This window comes from Streptomyces sp. NPDC017095 (assembly GCF_044332325.1).
Lineage (GTDB): Bacteria > Actinomycetota > Actinomycetes > Streptomycetales > Streptomycetaceae > Streptomyces.
Genome location: NZ_JBIROU010000010.1, coordinates 298220 through 318536 on the forward strand (window position 1 = coordinate 298220; position 20317 = coordinate 318536).

Annotated in this window: 16 protein-coding genes; 10 read left to right on the top strand and 6 right to left on the bottom strand. The window is 74.3% G+C overall.

From position 1 onward, the window contains the following. Positions 1-34 precede the first annotated feature (34 nt). Positions 35-1738 (top strand): proline--tRNA ligase, encoded by a 1704-nt coding sequence (locus ACH4OA_RS22180; protein WP_365883307.1) that lies wholly within the window; start codon positions 35-37, stop codon positions 1736-1738. Between the two features lie 75 nt (positions 1739-1813). On the opposite strand, the gene ACH4OA_RS22185 is transcribed toward ACH4OA_RS22180, so the two are convergent. The 3 genes from ACH4OA_RS22185 to ACH4OA_RS22195 all read right to left on the bottom strand — a co-directional run bounded on the left by ACH4OA_RS22185 (position 1814) and on the right by ACH4OA_RS22195 (position 3834). Further along, on the bottom strand, positions 1814-2713 hold the full coding sequence (locus ACH4OA_RS22185; RefSeq protein WP_397970328.1) for an aminoglycoside phosphotransferase family protein: 900 nt from the start codon (positions 2711-2713) through the stop codon (positions 1814-1816). A 117-nt stretch (positions 2714-2830) separates the two neighbouring features. Then, complete coding sequence (locus tag ACH4OA_RS22190) at positions 2831-3334, bottom strand: ferritin-like domain-containing protein (RefSeq protein ID WP_397949182.1); 504 nt, start codon at positions 3332-3334, stop codon at positions 2831-2833. Next, positions 3331-3834, bottom strand: coding sequence for a hypothetical protein (locus ACH4OA_RS22195; protein ID WP_397970331.1), 504 nt, complete (start codon positions 3832-3834; stop codon positions 3331-3333). Before ACH4OA_RS22195 ends, ACH4OA_RS22190 begins: the two co-directional genes overlap by 4 nt. 234 nt (positions 3835-4068) lie before the next feature. Between ACH4OA_RS22195 and rimP the strand changes: the two genes are divergently transcribed. The 8 genes from rimP to ACH4OA_RS22235 all read left to right on the top strand — a co-directional run bounded on the left by rimP (position 4069) and on the right by ACH4OA_RS22235 (position 12570). Next, positions 4069-4590 (top strand): ribosome maturation factor RimP, encoded by a 522-nt coding sequence (gene rimP, locus ACH4OA_RS22200; RefSeq protein WP_397970333.1) that lies wholly within the window; start codon positions 4069-4071, stop codon positions 4588-4590. Positions 4591-4592: 2 nt separating this feature from the next. Further along, entirely contained in the window at positions 4593-5579 is a 987-nt protein-coding gene (gene nusA, locus ACH4OA_RS22205) for a transcription termination factor NusA (protein WP_365877730.1), read from the top strand. A gap of 110 nt (positions 5580-5689) precedes the next feature. Further along, on the top strand, positions 5690-5986 hold the full coding sequence (locus ACH4OA_RS22210; protein ID WP_365877728.1) for a YlxR family protein: 297 nt from the start codon (positions 5690-5692) through the stop codon (positions 5984-5986). Positions 5987-6131: 145 nt separating this feature from the next. Next, positions 6132-9248, top strand: coding sequence for a translation initiation factor IF-2 (gene infB, locus ACH4OA_RS22215; RefSeq protein ID WP_397970335.1), 3117 nt, complete (start codon positions 6132-6134; stop codon positions 9246-9248). 195 nt (positions 9249-9443) lie between these two features. Continuing rightward, positions 9444-9737: a DUF503 domain-containing protein gene (locus ACH4OA_RS22220; protein ID WP_365877722.1), complete on the top strand. Its 294-nt coding sequence runs from the start codon at positions 9444-9446 to the stop codon at positions 9735-9737. 42 nt (positions 9738-9779) lie between these two features. Further along, a complete protein-coding gene (gene rbfA / locus ACH4OA_RS22225) occupies positions 9780-10256 on the top strand; it encodes a 30S ribosome-binding factor RbfA (protein WP_397940523.1) in 477 nt (158 codons plus the stop codon). Continuing rightward, positions 10253-11158 (top strand): tRNA pseudouridine(55) synthase TruB, encoded by a 906-nt coding sequence (gene truB, locus ACH4OA_RS22230; protein WP_397949178.1) that lies wholly within the window; start codon positions 10253-10255, stop codon positions 11156-11158. Before rbfA ends, truB begins: the two co-directional genes overlap by 4 nt. Positions 11159-11625: 467 nt before the next feature. Beyond that, positions 11626-12570 carry a bifunctional riboflavin kinase/FAD synthetase gene (locus ACH4OA_RS22235; protein ID WP_397940527.1) on the top strand — a complete coding sequence of 315 codons (945 nt, stop codon included), beginning with the start codon at positions 11626-11628 and terminating at the stop codon, positions 12568-12570. Positions 12571-12658: 88 nt separating this feature from the next. On the opposite strand, the gene ACH4OA_RS22240 is transcribed toward ACH4OA_RS22235, so the two are convergent. From ACH4OA_RS22240 to eccE, 3 genes are all read right to left on the bottom strand, one after another. Then, a complete protein-coding gene (locus tag ACH4OA_RS22240; RefSeq protein WP_397970338.1) occupies positions 12659-16120 on the bottom strand; it encodes an SCO5717 family growth-regulating ATPase in 3462 nt (1153 codons plus the stop codon). 359 nt (positions 16121-16479) lie between these two features. Then, positions 16480-17256, bottom strand: a complete 777-nt coding sequence (locus ACH4OA_RS22245; RefSeq protein WP_365877712.1) for a hypothetical protein — start codon at positions 17254-17256, stop codon at positions 16480-16482. Beyond that, positions 17253-18590, bottom strand: a complete 1338-nt coding sequence (gene eccE, locus ACH4OA_RS22250) for a type VII secretion protein EccE (RefSeq protein WP_397949174.1) — start codon at positions 18588-18590, stop codon at positions 17253-17255. Before eccE ends, ACH4OA_RS22245 begins: the two co-directional genes overlap by 4 nt. 197 nt (positions 18591-18787) lie before the next feature. Here eccE and eccB point away from each other — a divergent pair, with 197 nt between their 5' ends. Then, positions 18788-20314: a type VII secretion protein EccB gene (gene eccB / locus ACH4OA_RS22255; protein WP_397970341.1), complete on the top strand. Its 1527-nt coding sequence runs from the start codon at positions 18788-18790 to the stop codon at positions 20312-20314. Positions 20315-20317: the final 3 nt, after the last annotated feature.

Sequence of the window (20317 nt, forward strand, 5' to 3'; positions counted from 1 at the left end):
GCCATCACCTTTACCCGGCAGGAGTACGAGAACCATGGCCAACGTACCGGTCCAGCGCATGTCCCAGTTGATGGCGAAGACGCTGCGCGACGACCCGGCGGACGCCGAGGTCCTCAGCCACAAGCTCCTCGTCCGCGCCGGCTACGTCCGCCGCACTGCCGCCGGCATCTGGAGCTGGCTGCCCCTCGGCAAGAAGGTCCTCGCGAACGTGGAGCGCGTCGTGCGCGAGGAGATGGACGCCATCGGCGCCCAGGAGGTCACCCTGCCCGCCCTGCTGCCCCGTGAGCCCTACGAGGCGACCGGCCGCTGGGACGAGTACGGCCAGGAACTCTTCCGGCTCAAGGACCGCAAGGGCGGCGACTACCTCCTCGGCCCCACCCACGAGGAGATCTTCACCCTGCTGGTCAAGGACCAGTGCACGTCCTACAAGGACCTGCCGGTGATCCTCTACCAGATCCAGACCAAGTTCCGCGACGAGGCCCGCCCCCGCGCCGGCATCCTGCGCGGCCGCGAGTTCCTGATGAAGGACTCGTACTCCTTCGACCTGGACGACGACGGCCTCGGCCGCTCCTACGCCCTGCACCGCGAGGCCTACCAGCGCGTCTTCGCCCGCCTCGGCCTGGACTACCGCATCTGCGCCGCCACCGCCGGCGCCATGGGCGGCTCCCGCTCCGAGGAGTTCCTCGCCCCGTCCGAGGCCGGCGAGGACACCTTCGCGGACTGCCCGAACTGCGACTTCGCCGCCAACACCGAGGCGATCACCTACGAGCTGCGGCCCGTCGACGCCTCGGCCGTGCCCGCGCTGGAGGAGATCCCCACCCCGGACACCCCGACCATCGAGACGCTGGCCGCCTCGCTGGGCGTCCCCGCCTCCGCCACGCTGAAGAACCTGCTGGTCAAGGTGGACGGCGAGATCGTCGCCGTGGGCGTGCCCGGGGACCGCGAAGTGGACCTGGACAAGGTCGAGGCGCACTTCGCCCCGGCCGCCGTCGAGATGGTCACCGAGGCGGACTTCGCCGGCCGCCCCGACCTGGTCCGCGGCTACGTCGGCCCGCAGGGCCTGGGCGAGAAGGTGACGTACATCGCCGACCCGCGCGTGGCCCCCGGCACCGCCTGGATCACCGGCGCCAACAAGGAGCACACCCACGCGAGGAACGTCGTCGCCGGCCGCGACTTCGAGGTCGACGCCTACGTGGACGTCGTCGTCGTCCAGGACGGCGACCCGTGCCCCAAGTGCGGCACCGGCCTGAAGCTGGACCGCGCCATCGAGATCGGCCACATCTTCCAGCTCGGCCGCAAGTACACCGACGCGCTCAAGCTGGACGTCCTCGGCCAGAACGGCAAGCCGGTCCGGGTCACCATGGGCTCCTACGGCATCGGCGTCTCCCGCGCTGTCGCCGCGCTCGCCGAGCAGACCGCCGACGACAAGGGCCTGGTGTGGCCCAAGGAGGTCGCCCCGGCCGACGTGCACGTGGTCGCCGCCGGCAAGGCGCTCCAGACCGAACTGGCGCTGGACGTCGCCGGGAAGCTGGCCGCCGCGGGCGTCCGCGTCCTGGTGGACGACCGGGCCGGCGTCTCCCCGGGCGTGAAGTTCACCGACTCCGAGCTGATCGGCGTGCCGCAGATCCTCGTCGCCGGCCGCCGCGCCGCCGACGGCGTGCTGGAGCTGAAGGACCGCCGCACCGGTGAGCGCGAGGAGCTGACGGTCGAGGAAGCGATCGCCCGCCTGACGGCCTGACCACCTCCCGGCCGCCGCGTCCCGGCCGCCGTGCCCCGGCCGGGGCACGGCGACCAGCCGGCTGGAGTCGGCCGGCTAGAGCCAGCCGGCGAACTCCAGCAGCAGTTCCGCGTCCTTCGGCCGCCCCACGCGCAGTGCCCGCACCCCGGACTCCACCGCCCGGAACAGCGTCCAGCCGCGCAGCCGCTCCTGGTCGACCTCCAGGGACTCCGCGAGCCGCTTGATCCGGCGCCGGGTGGTGGCCGCGCCGGAGGCCTGCGCGATCAGGTCCTCCACCCGGTCCCGGACCAGCCGCGCCAGGTCGAAGGCGCTCTCGCCGACCACCGGGTCCGGACCCACCGCGAGCCACGGCATCCGCTCGCCCGAGAGCACCTTGCTCTGCCGGAACGTGCCGTGCAGCAGCAACGGCGCGGGCGGCGCGTCGAGCAGCTCCTCGCGGGCCGCGAGCGCCGCACCCACCAGCGGGGCCACGTCCGGATCGGCGTCCGCGCTCGCCCGCATGGCCGCCGCCTGCCGCCCGGTGCGCTCGGCGACGGTCTCGAAGACCTGCCCCGCCGGCGGCTCCACCCACAGCCTGCGCAGCGTCCCCGCCGCCTCCAGCAGCGCCTTCGCCTCCGGCAGCGAGCGCACCGACACGTCCGGGTGCAGCCGCTCCAGCAGCAGCGCCCCGTCCTGTGCCGCGGGCTCCAGCAACCGCACCGCGCCCCGCCCGGACCAGTGCGACAGCGCCGCCCGCTCGCTCTCCGGACGGGCCCGGGGCGGCGCCAGCTTCAGCACGGCCGGGTCGCCGTCCGGCCGCCGCACCAGCACCACCAGGCTGCTGCGCCCGCCCGGCACCTGCACCCGCTCGACGGTCAGCCCGCGCCGGGCGACGGCCTCCCCGGCCGCCGCGGGCAGCCCGGCCAGCCAGCCGTCCCCGGCCGGTGCCGTCTCGTCGAGCGCCCGCACCAGGCGGGGCGGCGGTTCCAGAGCCATGCGCGCGTGTTCCCTTCCTGTGGGGCCTAGTGGGCCCTGCCGGGCCTGTTCGCGTCCTGTCGGGGCCGTCCCCGGGCGGTGCCCCGGTCTCCGCCCGGCTCCCTTGCTCCCCGCCGCCTAGCGCCGCGCCGGAGCCGGACCAGTGGCGGAGGCCGACGGGGTCGTGCCGGCCGCGCCCGTCCGCTCGGCGGACCGCTCGGCGAGCCCAGGGAAGGCTACGCTCTCCCCGCTCCAGCGCACCGCCCGCACCGCGGCCTCCCGCAGCGCCCCGGCCGCGTCGGCCCGCCGCGCCCCGGTCGCCGCCCGCACCAGGTCCGAGTACACCCCGGCCACCCGCTCCTCCAGCCGCGCGGCCAGCCGCAGCGCGGCGGCGCCGTCCCCGACCGGGAACGGCAGGGTGTACGCGGCGCTCGCGGCGACCGGCGTGGCGCCCAGGTCCCGCACCGCGCGCACGAGCGCGTCCCGGCGGGCGCGGTGGGCGTCGTACGCCGTGCGCGCCTCCGCCCGGCGCCGCTCACCGATCCGCCCGCCGACGACGCCGTAGCCGTACACGGCCGCGTGCTCAGCGGCCAACGCCGCCTGCAACGCACCCACCTCGGCCCGCTCAGTCCCGTCGCTCACCTGACCCCCTCCGTCAGCAGGTACGCGTGTGCGGCGCCGGCCGCCGCTACCGAGGCCAGCAGTCGGGCCAGCTCGCCCGGTGCCTCCAGCAGGTCCTTGGCGCGCCGGTCGGACAGGGCCCGCTCGGCGGCGGCCAGCCCGGCGACGGCGTCCTTCCCGGCGGCCGGGACGGGCGTGGTGGTGGCGGAAGCGGAAGCGGTGGGGCTCGCCGTGACCGTGGTGCCCTCCTCGAAGGCCGCCGCGTGCGCCGCGACCTGCGCCCGCAGCGGGCGCAGCCGGTCCGCCAGCCCGGGATGCGCGGCGAGCACCGCGTCGTAGCGCCCCAGCAGCTCCCGGCTGTCGCGCGCCGCACGCGCGCGTGCCCGCGCGACGGCCGACGGGCCGTCGTCGCCGTCCGGGCCGGCCGAGCAGCCCGCCAGCAGGGCGGCACCCGCGGCCGAGGCGAGCAGGGATCTTCTGCGCGGCCCCGACGGGGCGCGCGACGGTGGCGGATACGGCACGGCTGACGTCCTCGCGGGGCTCGTACGAACACACGGGCGGGGAAGAGCGGCCCGCCGTTGATCACCGTACCCGCGCACCGCCCCGGCCGCCCTCACCGGCTCGGCGCCCCGGCGCACACCCCCGGTCCGGCCCCCCGGCCGGAGGCAGGACGCAACACCCTCCGCGACCCGATACCCTTTGACCAGACACGCGACCCATCCCACAACAGCACACGCGGCCGAGGAGTCACCCGGATGAGCACCACCCAGAGCGAGAGGCTGCGAGAGCTGCTGGAACCGCTCGTCACCTCCCATGGGCTGGATCTGGAAGAGATCGCCGTGGACTCCGTAGGACGCAAGCGGGTGCTGCGCGTCGTCGTGGACTCCGACACCGGAGCGGACCTGGACACCGTCGCCGAGGTGAGCCGCGCTCTCTCGGCGCACCTGGACGAGACGAACGCGATGGGCGAGGACGCGTACGACCTGGAGGTCGGAACCCCTGGCGCCGAGCGCCTCCTCACCGAGCACCGGCACTTCGTGCGTGCCACGGGCCGGCTGGTGAAGTTCCAGCTCACGGAGGGCGGCGAGCTGGTCGCGCGCATCCTGGAGGCCGACGACGAGGGCCTCGACGTGGAGGTGCCCGGCGTGAAGGGCCGCAAGGCCACCGCCCGCAGGATCACCTTCCCCGAGATCGCCAGGGCGCGTGTGCAGGTCGAGTTCAACCGCAAGGACAGCAAGATCAGCGAGAAGGACATGAAGGAAGAGGAGGAGGCGTAGCCGTGGACATCGACATGAGCGCCCTGCGGGGTCTGGTGCGGGAGAAGGAGATCTCCTTCGACCTGCTGGTCGAGGCGATCGAGTCGGCCCTCCTCATCGCCTACCACCGCACCGAGGGAAGCCGCCGACACGCGCGCGTGGAGCTCAACCGGCAGACCGGTCATGTGACCGTGTGGGCGAAGGAGGACCCGGAGGACCTCGCGGAGGGCCAGGAGTCCCGCGAGTTCGACGACACGCCGTCCGGTTTCGGCCGTATCGCCGCCACCACCGCCAAGCAGGTGATCCTGCAGCGGCTGCGCGACGCCGAGGACGACGCGACGCTGGGCGAGTACGCCGGCCGTGAGGGCGACATCGTCACCGGCGTGGTGCAGCAGGGCCGCGACCCGAAGAACGTGCTGGTGGACATCGGCAAGCTGGAGGCCATCCTGCCGGTGCAGGAGCAGGTGCCCGGCGAGACCTACCCGCACGGCATGCGCCTGCGGTCGTACGTCGTCCGGGTGGCCCGGGGCGTCCGCGGACCGTCGGTCACCCTCTCGCGTACCCACCCGAACCTGGTGAAGAAACTCTTCGCCCTGGAGGTCCCGGAGATCGCGGACGGCTCGGTGGAGATCACCGCGATCGCCCGTGAGGCCGGTCACCGCACGAAGATCGCCGTACGGTCCACCCGTTCGGGCCTGAACGCCAAGGGCGCCTGCATCGGCCCGATGGGCGGCCGGGTGCGCAACGTGATGGGCGAGCTGAGCGGCGAGAAGATCGACATCGTCGACTGGTCGGACGACCCGGCCGAGATGGTCGCGAACGCCCTGTCACCCGCCCGGGTGAACAAGGTGGAGGTCGTGGACATGGCCGCCCGCTCCGCGCGGGTGACCGTGCCGGACTACCAGCTGTCGCTGGCGATCGGCAAGGAGGGCCAGAACGCCCGCCTCGCGGCCCGGCTGACCGGCTGGCGGATCGACATCCGGCCGGACACCGAGCAGACCGGGGAGTAGGCGCGGGGGTCCGGGAATAGATCCGGACCGTCCGACGCTGAGATCACGACAAGAGCCGTTCGATTTTTGCCCCACAGGGGTGAGGTCGCTACGGGGAGGTAGACTTAACTGTGTCTGGCCGGACGCACGCCGGATCATGCCCTGAACGCACCTGTCTGGGGTGCCGGAAGCGGGCGGCCAAGGACGATCTCCTGCGGATCGTGGAGAGCGGGGACGCATGCGTCCCCGATCCTCGCGGTACGCTGCCCGGCCGGGGTGCGTACGTGCACCCCGCCCTGGTCTGTCTCGACCAGGCGGTTCGCCGCCGGGCGTTCCCGCGGGCACTGCGCGTCCCGGGACCGCTCGACACAAAGGCGTTGCGCCGATACGTCGAGCAGACGACAGTTGCCGAGCAGGCAACACCGTAAGACGTGCCGTACGGAACACCGTGCGGCTTGGTACCTCGCGAGTCGAAAGCAGGTCGAGATTGCGATGAGCACTCGATGAGTACGCGATGAGTACGCCCATGAACTAGCGACGGTCCGGCTTCAACCCGGACCTCAAAGGAGCGAAGTGGCTAAGGTCCGGGTATACGAACTCGCCAAGGAGTTCGGAGTAGAGAGCAAGGTCGTCATGGCCAAGCTCCAGGAACTCGGTGAATTCGTCCGTTCGGCGTCTTCGACCATCGAAGCGCCGGTTGTACGCAAGCTGACCGACGCCTTCCAGGGCGGTGGCAACGGCAGGTCCGCCGGCAAGCCCGCCCCGCGCAAGGCCTCCCCGAGGCCCGCCGCGCCGTCCCCGGCGCAGGCGGCCCGTCCGGCTGCCCCGGCCCCCCGGCCGGCGGCGCCCAAGCCCCAGTCGGCACCGGCGGCACCCGCCGCCCAGCAGCCCGCCGCCCCGGCGGCGCCCGCTGCGCCGTCTCCCGCGGCATCCGCGCCGGCCCCGGGCCCGCGCCCGGTGCCCGGCCCCAAGCCCGCGCCGCGTCCGGCCCCGGCCGCCCCGGAGTTCACCGCTCCGCCGGCCGCCCCCGCCGCGCAGGCACCCCAGGCCCCGCAGGCTCCGCAGGCTCCGGCCGCCCAGGGCCAGCGTCCCGGCTCCCGTCCGGGTGCCCCGAAGCCCGGTGGCGCCCGTCCGGCCTCCGGCCAGGGCCAGGCGCCCCGTCCGGGCCAGGGCGGCGGCCGCCCCGGCGGCCAGTCCGCGCGTCCCGGTGCCCGTCCGGCCGGCCCGCGTCCGGGCAACAACCCCTTCACCTCCGGCGGCAACGCCGGCATGGCGCGCCCGCAGGCGCCCCGTCCGCAGGGCGGCCCGCGCCCGGGCGGTCCCGGTGCCCCCGGCGCCGGTCCCCGTCCGCAGGCGCCCGGCCAGCAGGGCGGCGGTCCGCGTCCGCAGGCCGCGGGCGGTTCCCGTCCGTCGCCGGCCGGTATGCCCCGTCCGCAGGGCGGCCCGCGTCCCGGCCCGGCCGGTCCGCGTCCTAACCCCGGCATGATGCCGCAGCGTCCCGCTGCCGGCCCGCGTCCGGGCGGCGGTGGCCCCGGCGGCCGCGGTCCCGGTGCCGGCGGTCGTCCCGGTGGCGGCGGCGGTCGTCCGGGCGGTGGCGGCTTCGCCGGCCGTCCCGGCGGCGGTGGCGGCGGCTTCGCCGGCCGTCCGGCCGGTCCCGGTGGCGGCGGCGGCGGTTTCGCCGGCCGTCCGGGTGGTCCCGGCGGTGGCGGCGGTGGCCGTCCCGGCTTCGGCGGCCGTCCCGGCGGTCCCGGTGGCCGCGGTGGCACGCAGGGCGCCTTCGGCCGTCCCGGCGGTCCCGCGCGCCGCGGCCGCAAGTCGAAGCGGCAGAGGCGCCAGGAGTACGAGGCCATGCAGGCCCCGAGCGTCGGCGGCGTGATGCTGCCGCGCGGCGGCGGCGAGACCATCCGTCTCTCCCGCGGCGCGTCGCTCACCGACTTCGCGGAGAAGATCAACGCCAACCCGGCGTCGCTCGTCGCGGTCATGATGAACCTCGGCGAGATGGTCACCGCGACCCAGTCCGTCTCCGACGAGACCCTCCAGCTCCTCGCCGGCGAGATGAACTACACGGTTCAGATCGTCAGCCCGGAGGAGGAGGACCGCGAGCTGCTCGAGTCCTTCGACATCGAGTTCGGCGAGGACGAGGGCGACGAGGAGGACCTGGTGGTCCGCCCGCCGGTCGTCACCGTCATGGGTCACGTCGACCACGGTAAGACCCGGCTGCTCGACGCCATCCGCAAGACGAACGTCATCGCGGGCGAGGCCGGCGGCATCACCCAGCACATCGGTGCCTACCAGGTCGCGACCGAGGTCAACGACGAAGAGCGCAAGATCACCTTCATCGACACCCCGGGTCACGAGGCGTTCACCGCCATGCGTGCCCGTGGTGCGAAGTCGACCGACATCGCGATCCTGGTCGTCGCGGCCAACGACGGCGTCATGCCGCAGACGGTCGAGGCGCTCAACCACGCCAAGGCGGCCGACGTGCCGATCGTGGTCGCGGTCAACAAGATCGACGTCGAGGGTGCCGACCCGACCAAGGTGCGCGGTCAGCTGACCGAGTACGGCCTCGTGGCCGAGGAGTACGGCGGCGACACCATGTTCGTCGACATCTCCGCCAAGCAGGGTCTGCACATCGACTCGCTGCTGGAGGCCGTGATCCTGACGGCCGATGCCTCGCTCGACCTGCGGGCCAACCCGAACCAGGACGCGCAGGGCATCTCGATCGAGTCCCGTCTCGACCGCGGCCGCGGTGCCGTGGCGACGGTCCTCGTCCAGCGCGGCACGCTGCGGGTCGGCGACACGATGGTCGTGGGCGACGCCTACGGCCGGGTGCGCGCCATGCTCGACGACAACGGCAACAACGTCGCCGAGGCCGGACCCTCGACGCCGGTGCAGGTCCTGGGCCTGACCAACGTCCCGGGTGCGGGCGACAACTTCCTGGTGGTCGACGAGGACCGTACGGCCCGTCAGATCGCCGAGAAGCGCGCCGCCCGCGAGCGCAACGCGGCCTTCGCCAAGCGCACGCGCCGCGTCTCGCTCGAGGACCTGGACAAGGTGCTCAAGGCCGGCGAGGTCCAGCAGCTGAACCTGATCATCAAGGGTGACGCTTCCGGTTCCGTCGAGGCCCTCGAGTCCTCGCTGCTCCAGCTGGACGTCGGCGAAGAGGTCGACATCCGCGTCCTGCACCGCGGCGTCGGTGCGGTCACGGAGTCCGACATCGACCTGGCGATGGGCTCCGACGCCATCGTGATCGGCTTCAACGTCCGTGCGGCAGGCCGCGCGGCGCAGATGGCCGAGCGCGAGGGTGTGGACGTCCGGTACTACTCGGTCATCTACCAGGCGATCGAGGAGATCGAGGCGGCCCTCAAGGGCATGCTCAAGCCGGAGTACGAAGAGGTCGAGCTGGGCACGGCGGAGATCCGCGAGGTCTTCAAGTCGTCCAAGCTGGGCAACATCGCCGGTGTCCTGGTCCGCTCGGGCGAGGTCAAGCGCAACACCAAGGCGCGCCTCATCCGCGACGGCAAGGTGGTCGCGGAGAACCTCACCATCTCCGGTCTGCGCCGCTTCAAGGACGACGTCACCGAGATCCGCGAAGGCTTCGAGGGCGGTATCAACCTCGGAAACTTCAACGACATCAAGGTCGACGACGTCATCGCGACGTACGAGATGCGCGAGAAGCCGCGGGCGTAACACGCCTACGGCGCACGCTGGCCGACGGGACTTCCGGTCCCGTCGGCCGGCGTGGCTTTTCCGGTGCCTCCGGGCACCCGGCCGTGCCGAAACCCTGTCGAGCCACCGGCGGGTACGCGGTACGGTTCTTGATGTCCCCGGCCACACGGACCCGGGGCCGTCGATCCCGTACCGGCGGGTGAACCGGTTACACACATGTACGTGGGGACTCTGTCCTTCGACCTCCTCCTCGGTGACGTCCACTCGCTGAAGGAGAAGCGCTCCGTGGTCCGCCCGATCGTCGCCGAACTCCAGCGGAAGTACGCCGTGAGCGCGGCCGAGGTGGACCACATGGACCTGCACCGGCGGGCGGTCATCGGCCTCGCCACGGTCTCCGGGGACGCGGCGCACCTCACCGACGTGCTCGACCGGTGCGAACGGCTGGTCGCCGGCCGCCCCGAGGTGGAGCTGCTGTCCGTACGACGGCGCTTCCACGGCGACGACGACTGACCACGAAACGCAAGCAAGAAAGAAAGAACGGGAGACGGACCAGTGGCCGACAACGCGCGGGCGAAAAGGCTGGCGGACCTCATCCGGGAGGTGGTGGCCCAGAAGCTGCAGCGCGGGATCAAGGACCCGCGGCTCGGCTCGCACGTCACCATCACGGACACCCGGGTCACGGGTGACCTGCGGGAGGCGACCGTCTTCTACACGGTCTACGGCGACGAGGAGGAGCGGGCCGCCGCCGCGGCGGGCCTGGAGAGCGCCAAGGGCGTCCTGCGCTCCGAGGTGGGCCGCGCTGCCGGGGTGAAGTTCACCCCCACCCTGACCTTCGTCGCGGACGCCCTGCCCGACACCGCCCGGAACATCGAGGACCTGCTCGACAAGGCCCGGCAGTCCGACCAGAAGGTGCGCGAGGCGGCCACGGGCGCCGCGTACGCCGGCGGAGCGGACCCCTACAAGAAGCCGGCCGACGAGGATGCCGCCCCGGACGACGGCACCGACACGGACGGCGACGTCGCGGAATGACCCAGAAGCACACCACGCCCGACGGCCTCGTCATCGTCGACAAGCCGTCGGGCTTCACTTCGCACGACGTGGTCGCCAAGATGCGCGGGATCGCCAGGACCCGCCGCGTCGGCCACGCCGGCACCCTCGACCCGATGGCGACCGGCGTGCTGGTCCTCGGTGTCGAGCGCGCCACCAAACTGCTCGGGCACCTCGCGCTCACCGAGAAGGAGTACCTGGGCACCGTCCGCCTGGGCCAGAACACCGTGACCGACGACGCCGAGGGCGAGATCACCTCGTCCACCGACGCCTCCAAGGTCACCCGGGACGCCATCGACGCGGGCATCGCCAAGCTCACCGGCGACATCATGCAGGTGCCGTCCAAGGTCAGCGCCATCAAGATCGACGGCGTGCGGTCGTACAAGCGGGCCCGTGACGGCGAGGACTTCGAGATCCCGGCCCGGCCGGTCACCGTCTCCTCCTTCGCCGTGTACGACGTCCGGGACGCGGTCGCCGAGGACGGCACGCCCGTGCTCGACCTGGTCGTGTCGGTAGTCTGCTCCTCCGGCACCTACATCCGCGCCCTCGCGCGCGATCTGGGCGCCGGCCTCGGCGTCGGCGGCCACCTCACCGCGCTGCGCCGCACCCGGGTCGGCCCGTACAAGCTGGACGCGGCCCGGACCCTGGACCAGCTCCAGCAGGACCTGACCGTGATGCCGATCGCCGAGGCCGCGGGCGCCGCGTTCCCGCGCTGGCAGGTCGACGCCAGGCGGTCCCGGCTGCTGCTGAACGGCGTCCGGCTGGACATGCCCGACGAGTACGCGGACGCCGGTCCGGTGGCCGTCTTCGATGACGACGGCCGCTTCGTCGCGCTCGTGGAGCAGCACCGGGGCAAGGCCAAGAGCCTGGCCGTCTTCGGCTGAGCCGGGCCCTCGCCGGGTCCTTTGCCGAGGGTCCTCCAGGCCCTCCGCCGCTTCCGCGTTGCCCGCCGCTCCGGTGGCGTCCGCCGCTCCCGCGTTGCCCGCCGCTCCGGTGGCGTCCGCCGCTCCCGTGTTGCCCGCCGCTCCCGTGTTCTCCGCCGCTCCGGTGGCGTCCGCCGTGGAGCGGCGGCCGGCCACGGGTCCGGCCCTGCCGCCACTCCACGGCCCCCCTCGGTTCCCCCTCTCCCAGAGTTGTCCAGCGGGCCCCGCCGATTCACCCGGCCGGCCGGGCGCGCGGAGTGAACCGGGGAGCGGAAAGGGGCGCGTTCCCCGGCCCGGACGGCGGCGCGGAACGTGCGCCCGGTCACAGCCCCCATGCCGATGCGGGGGCGCGGCACCCGGCATGGCACCCTTAGACCTGCACCACGAGGTCAAGGTAGACACGGACAAGGGTTCGAGGAGCGGTCACAGTGCAGCGCTGGCGTGGCTTGGAGGACATCCCCCAGGACTGGGGGCGCAGCGTCGTCACCATCGGTTCCTACGACGGCGTGCACCGCGGCCACCAGCTGATCATCAAGCACGCCGTGGACCGCGCCCGGGAACTGGGCGTGCCGGTCGTCGCCGTCACCTTCGACCCGCATCCCAGCGAGGTCGTCCGCCCCGGCAGCCACCCGCCGCTGCTCGCCCCGCACCACCGCCGCGCGGAACTGATGGCCGGGCTGGGCGTCGACGCGGTGCTCGTCCTGCCGTTCACCACGGAGTTCTCGAAGCTGTCACCGGCCGAGTTCGTGGTGAAGGTGCTGGTCGACAAGTTGCACGCCAAGGCGGTCGTGGAGGGCCCCAACTTCCGCTTCGGCCACAAGGCGGCCGGCAACGTCGAGTTCCTCGCCGCACAGGGCAAGGTCTACGACTTCGAGGTCGACGTGGTCGACCTGTACGTGACCGGCGAGGCGGGCGGCGGCGAGCCGTTCTCCTCCACGCTGACCCGCCGCCTGGTCGCCGCGGGCGACGTCGCGGGCGCCCGGGAGATCCTGGGCCGTCCGCACCGCGTGGAGGGCATCGTCGTCCGTGGCGCCCAGCGCGGCCGCGAGCTGGGCTTCCCGACCGCCAACGTCGAGACGCTGCCGCACACCGCCGTCCCCGCCGACGGCGTGTACGCCGGCTATCTGCACGTCCAGGGCGAGGCCATGCCGGCCGCGATCTCCGTCGGCACGAACCCGCAGTTCGACGGCACCGAGCGCACGGTGGAGGCGTACGCCATCGACCGCGTCGGCCTCGATCTGTACGGCCTGCACGTCGCCGTCGACTTCCTCGCCTATGTGCGCGGCCAGGCCAAGTTCGAGTCGCTGGACGCCCTGCTGGAGCAGATGGCCGAGGACGTGCAGCGCTGCCGGGAGATCGTGGCGGCGCAGTAGTCCGCTCACCGCCCCTCGGGGCCACGACACGGAAGGGCGGCCGGTGCTCGACGCACCGGCCGCCTTTTTCCCTTGGCGCCTGTAGCCCCTACTGCTCGGGCGGAGCCTGCGGCGGCTGCTGCCCCGGGTGCGGCTGGGGCTGGGCCTGCGGCTGTCCGGGCTGCGGGTAGCCCGGCTGCTGGGCCGGGTACGGCTGCGGCCCGCCCTGCTGCGGCGGGTACGGCTGCTGCTGCGGGGCGTAGGGCCGGCCCGGTGCCTGCGGGTACGGCTGTCCAGGAGCCTGGGGGTACGGCTGATCCGGTGCCTGGGGATACGGCTGGCCCGGTGCCTGGGGGTAGGGCTGGCCGGCACCGTACACCTGGCCGGGCGTCTGGTGTCCCGGCATCGGCGGGGCGGCCACCGGCGGCGGGTTGCCGTCGCTCGTCCACAGGCCCTGCGACTGCTGGTGCCGGGTGAAGTCCTCGGCGATCAGCGCCGCGAGGTTGAAGTACGCCTCGCGCGTCTTCGGCCGCATCATGTCGAGGTCGACCTCGGCACCGGCGGCCAGGTGCTCGTCGAACGGCACCACCACGACCCCGCGCGTGCGGGTCTCGAAGTGCGCGACTATGTCCTCCACCTTGATCATCTTCCCGGTCTCGCGCACGCCGGAGATCACGGTCAGGGACCGGGAGACCAGATCGGCGTACCCGTGCGCGGACAGCCAGTCCAGCGTCGTACTGGCGCTGCTCGCGCCGTCCACGGACGGCGTGGAGATGATGATCAGCTGGTCGGCGAGGTCCAGCACACCGCGCATGGCGCTGTACAGCAGACCGGTGCCCGAGTCGGTCAGGATGACCGGGTACTGCCTTCCGAGGACGTCGATCGCCCGCCGGTAGTCCTCGTCGTTGAACGTGGTCGAGACGGCCGGGTCCACGTCGTTGGCGATGATCTCCAGACCGGAGGGCGCCTGGGAGGTGAACCGCCGGATGTCCATGTACGAGTTCAGGTACGGAATCGCCTGGACGAGGTCGCGGATGGTGGCCCCGGTCTCCCGGCGCACGCGCCGCCCGAGCGTGCCGGCGTCCGGGTTGGCGTCGATGGCGAGGATCTTGTCCTGCCGCTCGGTGGCCAGGGTGGAGCCGAGCGCGGTCGTCGTGGTCGTCTTGCCGACGCCGCCCTTGAGGCTGATGACCGCGATCCGGTAGCAGGACAGCACCGGCGTGCGGATCAGCTCCAGCTTGCGCTGCCGCTCCGCCTCCTCCTTCTTGCCGCCCAGCTTGAACCGGCCGCCGGCCGCCGTGGGCCGGCCGCTCTTGGCCTTCTGCTTCTTGTTGTTGAGCAGCCGGTCCGAGGACAGCTCGACGGCGGCGGTGTAACCGAGCGGCGCGGCACCGGGGTTGGTCGGCTGCCGCTGGTCGTGCTGCACGGCCTGCGGCCACGCGGCACCGGTACGCGGGTCGACCGGCGCCTGCGGGGCCTGCGGAGCGCCGGGACCGGCGTCCTGGCCCTGCGGAGGCTGCGGGAAGCCGTAACCGGGCTGCTGCGGCGGGGCGCCGGGTGTCCCCGGCTGCGGGAACCCGTAACCGGCCTGCTGTGCGGCGGTGTTGGGGACGCCGGGAGGTGGGAAGCCGTAACCGCCGGGTGCGGCAGGGCCGTTGGCGTGCGGCTGGGGCCCGCTGCCGGGGGCCGGGGGCTGCGGGAAGCCGTAACCGCCGGGCTGGGGCGGGGTGTCGGGACCACCGGGCTGCGGAAAGCCGTAACCGTCCGGGGGAGTGGGGCCGTTGGGGGCCGGCTGGGGGCCGCCGGGAATCGGCTGCGGAGCGCCCGCCGGTGCCCCGGGCTGACCCGGCTGTCCCTGCTGGCCCGGCTGGTGCCACGCGGTGGGTGCGGGCTGCGGGGCCTGCGGGTGGAACGGCGGCTGCGGGAAGGGCCCCTGCTGGGACGGCGGTTGCGGGAACGGCGGCTGCTGACCGGGCGCGCCGGCCGGTGACCGGCCGTCCGCCGGCTGCGGCTGGTGACCGGGCATGGGGCCGGGCTGCTGCGGGACGCCCTGCTGCGGCCACTGGGCGGCGGGCGCCGGGGCCGCGGGCTGGTACGAGGGCGGCAGCGGAGGCAGCCCGTCCTGCGGCGCCGGCGGCGTCCAGCCGGGCTGGGCGCCCTGGGCGCCGGGCGGCACGGCGGCGTACGGGGCGCCGGGACCGGGCTGCGGCACACCGGGCTGGGACACGCCGGGCGGCGGGAAGCCGTAGCCGCCGGGCTGCGGTGCACCGGGAGGAGCCGCCTGAGGCAGCGGCCCGCCGGGCTGGGCGGTGCCGGGCTGGGCAGTGCCCGCCGCTGCGGTGCCGGGCTGCTGGGCGCCTGGAGCGGTCGCGGCGGCCTGCTCGGCGGCGTACGGGACACCGGGGCCGGGCTGGGGCACGCCGGGCGGCGGGAAGCCGTAGCCGCCGGGCTGCGGTGCGCCGGGCGGGGTCGCGTCAGGCAGCGGCCCGCCGGGCTGGGCGGCGCCAGGCCGGGCGGTACCGGGCTGCTGGGCCTCCGTGTCGGGTGCGGCGGTGTGCTCCGGGGCGTGGTCCGATGTGTCGTCACCCGGGGCACCCTCGCCCGGGGCCTCGTCCCCGGGAGCACTGTCCGGCGCGGCGGAGTCCTCCGGCGCGGTCTGCCGGGACGTGCCGTCCTCGGCCGCGCCCTCCGTCTCCTCGGCGCCGTCGTCCTCGGCGGCACCGTCCTCCGCTGCGGAATCCCCGGCCGCCTCCGCCGGGCCGCTCTCGCCCCGTACCCCGTCCGTCTTCTCGTCGTCCTCCTGGTCCCGCTCCCCGCTCCGCTCCTCGTCGGACGCGGCCTCCTCCGCAGCGGCGGTCCGCGCCACCGCGTCCTCGGCCGGGGCGGCTTCGTCGTCTCGGGAGTGGCCGTCCGCGCCCTCCGCCGAGCCGGTGCCCGCGGACGCGGTCCGCTGCCCGGCCGCCGCCACGCGCTCGGCGATCTCGTCCATCTGGCGTTGCAGCGAGCCGGCGGAGAACCGCATGGTGGCCCCGCTCCGCAAGTCCCCGTCGTCCGGCTCCGGTTCCACCGCGGCGGCCGGGGCCGCCTGCGGCTGCTGCGGCTCGAAGCCCTCGGGCAGCCGGGGCACCGGGACGGGACCGCCGGCCGGCGGCGCGGGCTGCGCGGCCGGGGCGTACGGCGTGCCCGGCGCGGGCGGAGCGTACGGCGTGCCCGGCGGCGGGAAGGCGGTCCCCGGGACGGGCGGGGGCGGCGGGTACGCGGCACCCTGCGGCGCGGTGAACGGGGTTCCCTGCGCGGGAGTTCCCGGCACCGGAGTGCCCTGCGGGGGAGTGCCGGCCGGCTGGGCGGCCGGCGCGGGCGGCGTCGGACCCGGGACCGGCGGGCCGGCCGGGAACGACGGCACACCGGGTCCGGCCGGGGCGCCCGGCGCCCCGGAGGCGTTCTGCGTGTACCAGGCGGGGGGAGCGTAGTCGATGGTGAACTCGCCGGTGGTCTCGACGGCCTCCGCGTCGGGCTGGTCATCGCCGGGTGTGTCCCAGCCCCCGCGCATCCCGTCCCGATCGCTGCTCACAGTTCCTCCTGGTGTGGTCGAGCACCCTCATGCCGTGCCGGGGCGACCATGTCGTGTCGTACCGAATCGTCCGTAGTCGTTCGGGGCGGCCCGGCTCAGCGGACCTGCCCCGGGACACCGACGCCCGGCCCACGGGTCCTGCCATCGCGCCCACTCCCAGCCTAATCACCAGGAGCCACCCCCCGGCAGGCCCGCCCGCCTCCGTGTGGACGCATCGCGAGGCCGCCGCCCGCCCGGAGACCGGGTGCCCGCCTCCGCCCCGGCCGGAGGAAACAGGGAGCAAACGGCAGGCATGCGGCGAAGACGGACCGGGCGGGACGTGCGCACGGGTATGAACAAATGGGACGCGCAGGGGCAGTTCAGTCCATCCGCCGCGGCGTGCCCAACAATCCGATCTCGGCGTCGGTCGGTTGGGTCAGCACATATTGCCGGTCACGGTCGGTGCACCACAGGGTGACGCCGTCGGGCAGCGCCGGCAGCGACTCCACCTCGGTCCGCGACAGGCCCATGGTGCGCCCGAGTTCGGCCGCCTCGTCCGGCGAGACCCGCTGGATGCCGGCCAGCCGCGCCTGCCGCAGCAGCCGGGGCGCGACCGGGCTGAGGTACGGCAGCAGGGTCAGCACCGACTGCCAGGGCCCGGACACCACCCGGCCGCGCGGCGGACGCATACCGCAGTCCCGCACCACCAGCACCGGCGTACCGGCGGAGGCGCCCTGCGGCGGGACCCGCCCCACCTCGTACACGGACAGGCCGTTCTGCCCGCCGCCCATGGCGTGCACCATCTGCATCCACGCCTGCGGCCGGCCGGTCTCCACGGCGACCCGGGCGCCGGTGGCCGCCGTGCGCAGCGCCAGCACCTGCGCCGTCCACAGACCGCCGATCAGGACCACGTCGTAGGGCGTGGGCCGGTTGATGCCCAGCACGGCCGGCTGGCCCTCGGCGTCGACACCCGCCACCACGCCGTCGTCCCCGATCGGCAGGGCGAGCGCGTCCAGGTGCTGGGCGGACAGGCCGTGCCGGCCGTGCCGGGGCCCGATCAGACCGAGTCCGTGCCGCAGCAGCCCGGCCGCCCGCCGCGGCCCGGAGGGCTCCCGCGCGGCCGGTCCCGCCGGGGAGGTCGTGCCCATCGTCGTCATCGCGCACCTCCGAGGGGCAGAGTGGCCAGCATGCCGGGAAGCTGCTCGCGGTCGAGCCGGGCCAGGCCCGCCCCGGACCGCCGGGCCGCGTCCTCCAGCGCGCGCCGGGCCGCCACGAGTTCGTCGTCACTGCGCCCGGTCACCCGCAGGTGCCCGCACAGCGACACCTCCTGCCGCTCGCCGCGCGCCAGCGTCAGACTGAAGGTGGTCGCCAGGGCCGGCACCGCCGTGACCCGGGCGACGAACTGCGGCAGGGACTCGGCCCCGCCCCCGCCCAGCGGCGGCCACCGCCGCACCCAGTACGTCGTGTGCCGCCGGTTGTCGCAGCGCCAGCTCCGCCCGGACTCCTCCGTGCGCCGCTCCCGGGTCTCGCTGCGTCCCGCCTCCGCGGTGACCAGCGGGTTCGCGCAGGCCGAGGTGGCGACGGCGGCGACCAGCTCCTCCTCGTCCAGCACCCGCGCCCGGAACCCGGCGCCGGTCAGCCGGCTCGCCAGATGGTCCGCGATCCGTACGACGCACTTCTGCGCCCCTTCCAGCCCGCCGCCGCGCGCCGCCACGGCCTCCGCGCACAGCTCCGGGTCCAGCTTGAGCGCGATCCAGGTGATGCGCACGGCCGGGGCGCCGGTCTGCTCCTGCAACGGGACGTAGTTGGCGACGGCCACCGACTGCTGGGGCAGGTGCAGCGCGGGCGCGGGCTGGGTGTGCAGCACGACCTGGGCGGACTCCAGGCGGATGCCGTCCACCTCCAGCGCGTCGCGCACCAGGCCCAGCGGCAGCGGCTGGCGGCTCCGCTCGGCGCGCAGCGCGGTCGCGTCGGCCTCCACCTGGAGCACGGCGGTGACGAACGTGCCGTCGCCGATGACGCCGACCGGCCGGCGGTCACGCCCGCCGTACGAGGAGGTGCGCAGGGCCGGTTCGCACTCCACCGCCGGGACCAGCCCGGGCTCCGTGCCCGGCGGCACCGGGGTGTGCGCGGCCCGCTTCTGCCGCGCCCGCAGCTCCCGCGCGGTGGCGAGCCACTCGGGCAGGGACCGGCCCCGCCGCCGTACGAACGCCAGCAGGAGCAGCACCAGCGCGAGCACCGCGGCCGGTACCAGGGCCGCCATGCCGACGGCCCAGCCGGCCAGCAGCACGCCCGCCGCCAGCTCCACCAGCACCAGCCGTTGCAAACGGAACGAACCGGCCTGGCCCGGCCGTTGCCTGAGGCCGGGCGTGACCTGCTGGCGGTCCGCGCCGCGCCGGGCGGACGCGTCGCGCGCCGGCGTCCCGGACCCGGCCGCACGGCCTCGTGCCGCCGACCGGCCGCGTGCTCGCGTCCGCGTTCCGGAAGCCATCACTCCATCCCCCCGTTTTGCTCACAACTCACTGGAACCAGGCCACCGAACAAGGCCCTTGAGGGCCCCGGTACCCTACCCGCTCCACGCGGTCCGCTCCGTACCAGGCATAGTAGGGGCCGGGTCCGACAACGGAGGGCGGGGGAGCGTGGTCCCCGGGCGCGCTCCGCGGGAGACACGGGGAGAAACAGGCACAGATGGCATCTCGGCGGGACCAACTCAACGCCTACACCTTCGCGAAGCGCCGCATGCTCGCGTCGTTCGTGCAGTCGTCACCGGATGCCTCCGACGAGGGGGCGCCCCGGCCGCTGCGCGCCATCCTGCCCGGTGCCATCGTCGGCGTGGTCGTGCTGGCGGCCTTCGGGGCCTGGGGCATGTTCAAACCGACGGCCCCGCAAGGCTGGGACGATCCCGGGCAGAAGGTGATCATCGCCAGCAAGTCCACCACCCGCTACGTCGTTCTGAAGACCAAGGACAAGGTCCAGCTCCACCCGGTCCTCAACATGGCCTCGGCCAAGCTGGTCCTCGACACCCAGAACGACGTCGACGTGGTCACCGTGGACGAGTCGGTCCTCGACAACGGCAAGATCCCGCACGGCGTCACCATCGGCATCCCCTACGCCCCGGACCGGCTGCCCTCCGGCAAGGAGGCCGGCGCCGCCAAGGAGTGGGCCGTCTGCGAACGCCCGAGCGGCAACGGCGGCGCCCTCCAGAAGGCCGCGTTCGTCCTGGCCGAACGGGACCGCGGCAAGCTGGGCGGCCGGCAGCGGCTGCACGGCGGCGAACTCCTCTACGTCGCCACCCCGGACAAGCAGCAGTACGTCGTCGACGCGCACGGCCGGGCGTACCCGCTGGACGCCGGCGACAGCCTGCTCCTGCAGACCATCGTGGGCGCCGACCGCGTCCCGCAGAAGGTCACCAAGGAGTGGATCGACACCCTGCACCCCGGCGACCGCATCAGCTTCCCGCCGGTCGACGGCGTGCCGGGCGCCCCCGCCGGCGCCCCGGGCCAGCTCGACCCGGACGCCAACCGCGTCGGCATGGTGCTCCGGGCACCGGTCAACGGCCAGGAGCAGTACTTCGTCGTGCTGCCCCACCGGGTCGCGCCCGTCTCCGACTTCGTCGCCCAGCTCCTCCTGGTCAGCGAGGACCTCGTGAAGCTGGGCCAGGCCGGACACCCGCTGGAGGTCAGCGCGGGCGCCATCACCCGGGGCGAGCCGTTCGCCGCCGACCACCAGTGGCCCACCGAGAAGCCCAAGGCGGTCAACAACCCCGCCACCGCCGACGGCAGCCGCAACACCCTGTGCAACGTGCTGAACCACGTCGACCCCGGCAACGGCGACACGACCCTGACCACCTGGGCCGGCACCGACTTCCCCGCGGTCCTGCCCACCGGCTCCTCCAGCGCCTACGTCACCGCCGGATCCGGCCAGCTCTACCGCCAGTTCAAGGGCAGCGAGACCAAGGCCGGCCCGGTCTTCCTCGTCACCGACACCGGCCTGCGCTACGCCCTGCAGTCCAACGACGACAGCGCCGGCGACGACAAGGGCGTCGGCGTCGACGCCAAGCAGCGCCAACAGCTCCGCCAGGAAGCCAAGCTGGCGCAGACCCGCCTCGGCTACGCCGACCTCGACCCCGCGCCCGTCCCCGCGGCCTGGTCGCAGTTCCTGCCGACCGGCCCCCGCCTGTCGACCGCGGCGGCCCGCCAGCCGCAGGGCTCCTGAGGA